Raw genomic sequence first — 6,545 nt, 5'->3', positions numbered from 1 at the left:
GAATGTAAGGATACGACAGAGTCGAATGGTATTTATCCCGTCAAGATCCCTCAGTAATGACATCCTCGTCCATTTGTTCACTACCAATATTGCAGTCAGCAATAAACTGGAACTCTTCATCGAGAGCGTGCTGCGTGTCTTGGAGTGTTGCTTTTAAATCGGCTTCATTCCCCCCCTTGTACAGTCCTTGCCAGTAATCGGACTCTGCTTGAACTTTGAGAAGTTCGAAGCGCATTCTGACTTCGTGTATGCGATCGTAAATGGTTTCGAGTTTAGTGGCTTTGTCTATGACGTATTCTGGCGTTGTGACCTTACCACAATCATGGAGCCAAGCGGCCAATTTAAGTTCTTCCCATTGCTCCTCACTCATGGAAAATTGTGGGAAGTAGCCTTTATCTTTGTGGGCTACGTTAGTTAACATTTGAGTGAGTTCCGGCACACGTTGGCAATGGCTTCCTGTGTAAGGTGACTTGGTATCAATCGCGGAAGCAATAAGCTCGATAAAAGCATTCATCATATCTTTTTGTTGCTGCATTTGATGGATGTTTTCTTTGGCAATCTCGGCAAAGCTCAATAGCTCTTTTAAGAAAGCATGTTTGTCACTCTGCTCTTGAGTGATTGCCCTCTCATAACCAAGGAGCAACACACCGACAAGCTGAGACTCTCGATTAAGCAAAGGAAAGAAATAAATATCCGAGTTGTAAACGATGTCTATATATCGGTTTAAAGAGTTGTCACTGCGGTTTAGATGAACAATTTCACCTTGACGGAGATCTTTTTCAAGCCACGCGGTTTCTTTAAGAAATTCGTTGATATCTATTTTAAAAGGAATAATGGCGTGATTGGCGATGATCTCAAAGTGGTTGTCATTTTCTTCTTGTACGGAAAAGAGCACGATAGTTTCAGCGCGAGTAACCAAATAACTCTGATGAGTGATGGTTTTGGCCAGAACGGAAAAGTCTTTGTTGCTTGCTGTTTCACGTAGCAATCTCAACAGATCGTGCAAGGTGTGTTCCATTAGCTCGATTGATTCTGTTAAGTTAGAAACTTCACGTATAAGGCTTTTCGGATAGCGCGTTTTTTTAAAATCAAAGCGCGCGATGTTATCTGTGAGCTGGACTAAATTTTGCAATGGCGTAGCCAGTTTAGTTGCAACTAACCAAACGGTTGCAAAGCTAATTGCAAGCATTGTCACGGCGACCGTTATTTGTCGGTTGCGCATTGACAACAAATCACCGAGTAATTCTTCTTGTGGCACGGCTTCAGCAAGAAGAAGCCGGACATGTTCATTCAACCACACTGGCGTTAAGGTGACCGACCAACTCTTTCCACCACGTTCAATGACTTCATAAAGGGTTTGAGTACTATGGCGGTTAAGAATTGGCTCAAATAAACTCTCTTTGACCGCTTGCTGGATAGACTCTGCATCTTGCTCTAGGTCTATTTGGGTTTGATGTTGGGCTAACAGTCTAAATTGAGTATCGAACAACGCGACTTGAGTCGTTTTGGATGGGCTTAGCTCAGCGATTTGGTCGGACAATGAAGCAAGAGTGAAATCTGCTGCGACAACCTCCTGACCATCAGTTGATCTTCGTGACAGTGTCACGCCGTTTGTTTTCAAAAAATAAAAGAAGTAGGGCTCTGTTAAGCGAATTTCTCCGTCTGCTTGTGCATTGATATACCAAGGCCTGATTCTGGGATCGAATTTATTATCGTTAGTTTTTTTGTAGCCTACCCGTTTGTAATCGTGGTCAAGAAAATGAAATTCATTTAGTCCTTCAGCTTTTGTAAAGTTAATCATCATCCTAGCGTCTGGTGGGGCTTCAAATCTTTGGCGCGATGATTCGTCATGCAGTGGCCTAAGCATGATAAACTCACCATGTTCATTGCCATAAAATAGAGCAACTAGGCCTTGGTTTCGTTCGAAGATAAGATTGGTAGACGCTAAGAAACGCTTCGCTTTTACAGGGGGCTCGCGCCCTTTAACCACAGCGTTGAGCGCCATAAAGTCAAGGGTAGTGAGAATCGGACCTGCACGTACTTTAAAGGTCGATTCAAGTTTGCGACTGTTTTCATTGCTCAGTTCCTTAGCGCTTACCGCTAACAGCTCTTGAGAATGATGATAACTAATGGCGATAAGAACGATACCGACCAAAGTGGTCAGTACGAGAAACAAGCTTGTGATATGGATGCTCAGAGAATAGTGGCGTTTCTTCATTTGATTACCATTTAGTTGCTTATCAGTAAGTATCGACCAATATACCAATCATGCCAAAGTAAAGATTAATGACTTAACATTCGTGTCCTTAGTTTGATGATTTTCAAATTAAATTCTTGCTATATCGACTATAACTAGTATTGAAATAGTCATATGGAAGCAATGAGATGTTAACTCGGACGTATCAAGTTGAAATATTGGCGACCGTAGAGGTCGTCTGGCATGTACTAACAGACAAGCATTTGTATCAACAATGGGCGAAAGCTTTTTCCCCACGGTCTCAATTTGAAGGTGAGTGGGAAGAGGGGAACAGTATTTGTTTCTTTGACCCTGATCTTGGTGGTACTCGTGCCGTCATCGACAAGATAGAGAAATTGAGAGAAATTCAATACACTCATGTTGCCATTTCCAATCCAGAACATGTTCGAGATATCGACAGTGATACGGCGCAGAAGTGGATTGGGACGAAGGAGCGCTATGAGCTTACGTCTAATCCAGAATCTGTGACACTGAAAGTAATGATTGATACGCATCCTGATTTTGTGGACATGCTTGATGATGGATGGAAAAAAGCTTTTCCATTGATAAAGGTAATATGCGAGCAGCAAGATCTTTAGTCTGGTAAAGTGCGGGTTTGTACCGCACATTAACCAACGAAGATAAATACAATGAAAAAAGCAATTTTTGCCTTGACTTTGTTCCTTTCAATTCAAGCTTTGGCATCAGATTTTGACTTGAAAGCCACTATGAAACAAATGAAAGTCGAATTTAAGCAAGCTTCTCAAGCGACAAGTGTCCCAGATATGAGAGTCCCGGTGGAAAAGCTGTCACAGCTAGTTGAAGAGGCTAAGCGAGGAGATTACCCACCAGAAAAGTTTGACACCTATCTTGAGGGCTTTAGCAAACTCTCTGTGGCTTTAGATAACATTGAATCACAACTTGATGCTGGAGATCTTGTCTCGGCTAAAGAATCACTGCGTCACGTCGACGAGCTTCGTATTGAGTATCATGATAAACGCAATCCAAGCATCTGGACTCGGCTATTTGGTTAGCACCATTCACACTATGATTAGCTAAAATCACGGAACGAACTGACCAAGAGTAATGATGCTTCGGCGAACAAGATTTAACCGGACAATGCTAACGATCAGTGCCCTTTGTTGGGCGCTGGTTGCTCTGATGCCAGTGATTAATGCTCATGGTCCAAATGCTGGAGTTTGGGCTAGCTTATGCACACTCAACGGCTTTAAGCTTGTTCAAATCGACGAAGGAAAGCCCGCAGCGCAACATGCTAAGGCTTGCCCATTTGGTCATTTTTCTTGCTTCCATCACGATGCTCTTCCCATACCACATCGCTTATTACGCATTGAATATGTAAGCAATGATTGGTACGTTTATGTGGCGCTAAACACACGCTATCTCAGCGCATTTCCAAGAGCTCCACCCGTTTCCTTAGTGTAAACCAAACAACTCAAACTCAATGATAAATTTCGCACTGACGAGGTACTTAGAAATATCTTAAGGGCTTTGCTGTGCACACTCAAAAGGAAAGTAAAATGTTGGGTAGTCAAACTCAGACTCCACCTAAGGAAGCGTCGAGCTCAATCACAGACAAGACGAAAATAAAAGCTCGCTATTTTATGATTTGGCGATGGCATTTTTATGCTGGCTTATACGTTATTCCATTCATTCTCATGCTAAGCATCACTGGGTTAGTTATGCTATTTGATGATGAAATTGAAATGATAACTTACCAAGATGAATTGGTGGTGATGCCCGAAGCGATGACACTTCCAGTTTCAATACAATTGGACAAAGTTCAGACCATGTATCCTCATGGTACTGTCACCCAGTTCATACCTTCTAAAGCGATTGATCGGGCAAATAAATTCGATGTTCGTCTAGCGGACGGACGCTCTGTATTGGTGACCATCAATCAATATACCGGTGACATACTGGGTGAAATTGATCGAAGTGACAGTTGGTACCAGCTTGCCAATGATATTCATGGCACCCTGCTTCTGGGGCAATGGGGTGACTACTTAATTGAGATAGCAGCAAGTCTTAGCATTTTGCTGATTGGTACAGGTTTGTATCTTTGGTGGCCGAGGGACCATGCGAGTATAGCGGGCTTTTTAAAACTGCGCTTTTCGAATACCCGTTTGTTTATGAGAGATTTGCACGCAAATTTTGCGGCGCTATTTTCTATCGTTTTGCTGCTCTTTTTACTGTCAGGTCTTGCTTGGACAAGTGTGTGGGGTGGGAAGTTAGTACAGGCTTGGAATACCTTTCCAGTGTATTACACATGGGGAGACAAACCCGAGTCACATTTGACACATGCAGATCTCAACCACGGCAGTGAAAAAGAGTTACCTTGGAACCTTGAACAGTCCGTTTTACCCGAGTCGAACCAGCATATTCATGGCGCGTATACCTCTTCAGAGACAGACAAAGGTTACGTTGCGACGCAAAACAATATAAACATAGATTCTATTGTTAAACAGGCTAGAGGGCTTGGATTTACGCAGTATAAGTTGTTTTTGCCACAATCTGAGAAAGGAGTATATACATTAGCAGCCAATTCAATGGGCGGGGACATTACCGACCCACGTTTGGACAAAACCACGCATATTGATCAATACACAGGTGATGTTTTAGTGGATGTTACTTGGGATGACTACACTGTGTTGGCTAAATTGATGGCGGCTGGTATATCCCTTCACCAAGGAGATGTCAGTGTGTTTAATAAGGCGTTAAATGCCGTTTTCTGCTTGGTTTTTGTGCTGATTTCGCTTTCAGGGATGCTCATGTGGTGGATTAGAAGACCGTCTGGAAAAACTCGTATCGGCATTCCACCTCATTTTGAAAGTGAAGGTTTATGGAAAGCGGGTATTGCAGGATTATTTGTGGTTGCTGTGTGTTTCCCTTTGGCTTCAGTCGCACTTGTGCTTTTTGGTTTGGCTGACTGGTTGATGTTCAAACCTCGAAGATAGGCCGTTCAACAATAGAAAAGGCCACTCAAATGGGTGGCCTTCTCCATATAAATTATTGAACTTTCCAATTGATCGTTTCACCGGCCCGGATGGGGACAACAACATCGTTACCAAACGGCATTGACTCTGGTACATGCCACTCTTCTTTTATGAGTGTTACTGTGTCTGAGTTTCGCGCAAGACCATAGAAGTCTGGTCCATTATGGCTAGCGAAGGCTTCCAAATTCTCTAACTTACCGGCTTGCTCAAATACTTCTGCGTACAGTTCTAGTGCCGCATGTGCCGTATAAGAGCCCGCACAACCACATGCCGACTCTTTCATGCCTTTGGCGTGTGGAGCCGAATCTGTGCCTAAGAAGAATTTCTTACTGCTACTGGTCGCTGCGGCAATTAGAGCCGCTTGGTGGGTATTGCGCTTTAAAATAGGTAAGCAGTAGAAATGGGGTTTAATCCCTCCCACAAGCATGTGATTGCGATTGTAGAGAAGGTGATGGGCAGTAATGGTTGCAGCCACGTTGTCACCGGCCTTGTTTACGAAATCCACTGCATCTGCTGTTGTAATATGTTCCAAAACAATTTTTAGATTGGGGAAGTCATTCACGATCGGAGAAAGAACGGAATCAAGAAATTCTTTTTCACGGTCAAAAATGTCGACATCATGGTGAGTGACTTCTCCGTGAACCAGCAGCAACATCCCGACTTCTTGCATTGCTTCAAGCACGGGGTAGATATTTTTTGCAGAGGTAACGCCAGAATCTGAATTGGTTGTCGCCCCTGCTGGATATAATTTTGCTGCGACGATTTGCCCACTTGCTTTAGCTTTTTTTATTTCATCGGCAGACGTATTATCTGTCAGATACAGCGCCATCATGGGTTTGAATTGATGGCTTGGCTTTTGAGCCATGATTCGCTGTTGATAGGCAATGGCCATTTCAGTATTGGTCACGGGTGGGATGGTATTGGGCATGATAAGAGCTCGACCATTATAGCGACTTATATCTCGTACGGTGTCCGGTAAGACATCGCCATCGCGTAAGTGTACGTGCCAGTCATCGGGACGAGTGATCGTAAGTGTTGTCATTGTTGCTCCCACCATAATTTTAGTTGTCTGATTGGAGCCTAGACGAGCGTTGTAAATGTGAAGGCAAACGCTTACGTATAGGCGACAGGATGATAGAGCAAAGCAGTCGTAATTGCATCTGTTTTTTCTGCATAGCCATTGAATTTACGAGGTAAAGAGACGCATATTGTTAGTTATTTATTAATATCAACATCGAGATAAAATATTTTGCAAGACTTAGGTATAATAGCGAAAACAATTAAAATCATTAGGG

5 protein-coding genes and 1 pseudogene are annotated in these 6,545 nt (G+C 43.1%); 4 read left to right on the top strand and 2 right to left on the bottom strand.

Features of this window, described 5'->3' with window-relative positions:
* Nucleotides 1-55: 55 nt before the first annotated feature.
* Nucleotides 56-2,218: pseudogene (locus QQK21_RS08475) on the bottom strand (HD domain-containing phosphohydrolase); the annotation flags it as partial.
* A 167-nt stretch (nucleotides 2,219-2,385) separates the two neighbouring features.
* Between QQK21_RS08475 and QQK21_RS08470 the strand changes: the two are divergent.
* From QQK21_RS08470 to QQK21_RS08455, 4 genes are all read left to right on the top strand, one after another.
* Nucleotides 2,386-2,835 carry an SRPBCC family protein gene (locus tag QQK21_RS08470; protein ID WP_284191761.1) on the top strand — a complete coding sequence of 150 codons (450 nt, stop codon included), beginning with the start codon at nucleotides 2,386-2,388 and terminating at the stop codon, nucleotides 2,833-2,835.
* 51 nt (nucleotides 2,836-2,886) lie between these two features.
* A complete protein-coding gene (locus QQK21_RS08465) occupies nucleotides 2,887-3,270 on the top strand; it encodes a cytochrome b562 (protein ID WP_284191760.1) in 384 nt (127 codons plus the stop codon).
* Nucleotides 3,271-3,325: 55 nt separating this feature from the next.
* Nucleotides 3,326-3,679, top strand: coding sequence for a hypothetical protein (locus QQK21_RS08460; protein WP_284191765.1), 354 nt, complete (start codon nucleotides 3,326-3,328; stop codon nucleotides 3,677-3,679).
* A 95-nt stretch (nucleotides 3,680-3,774) separates the two neighbouring features.
* The gene (locus tag QQK21_RS08455) at nucleotides 3,775-5,211 is read left to right on the top strand and encodes a PepSY-associated TM helix domain-containing protein (protein ID WP_284191759.1); all 1,437 of its coding nucleotides are present in this window, start codon (nucleotides 3,775-3,777) and stop codon (nucleotides 5,209-5,211) included.
* Between the two features lie 52 nt (nucleotides 5,212-5,263).
* On the opposite strand, the gene pyrC is transcribed toward QQK21_RS08455, so the two are convergent.
* Nucleotides 5,264-6,292: a dihydroorotase gene (gene pyrC / locus QQK21_RS08450; RefSeq protein ID WP_284191758.1), complete on the bottom strand. Its 1,029-nt coding sequence runs from the start codon at nucleotides 6,290-6,292 to the stop codon at nucleotides 5,264-5,266.
* Between the last annotated feature and the right edge of the window lie 253 nt (nucleotides 6,293-6,545).

The sequence above is a fragment of the Vibrio zhanjiangensis genome (assembly GCF_030161235.1).
In the GTDB taxonomy this organism is placed as follows: domain Bacteria; phylum Pseudomonadota; class Gammaproteobacteria; order Enterobacterales; family Vibrionaceae; genus Vibrio; species Vibrio zhanjiangensis.
Note: the sequence above shows the minus strand (reverse complement) of the source record. Positions and strands in the feature narration are given on the sequence as shown.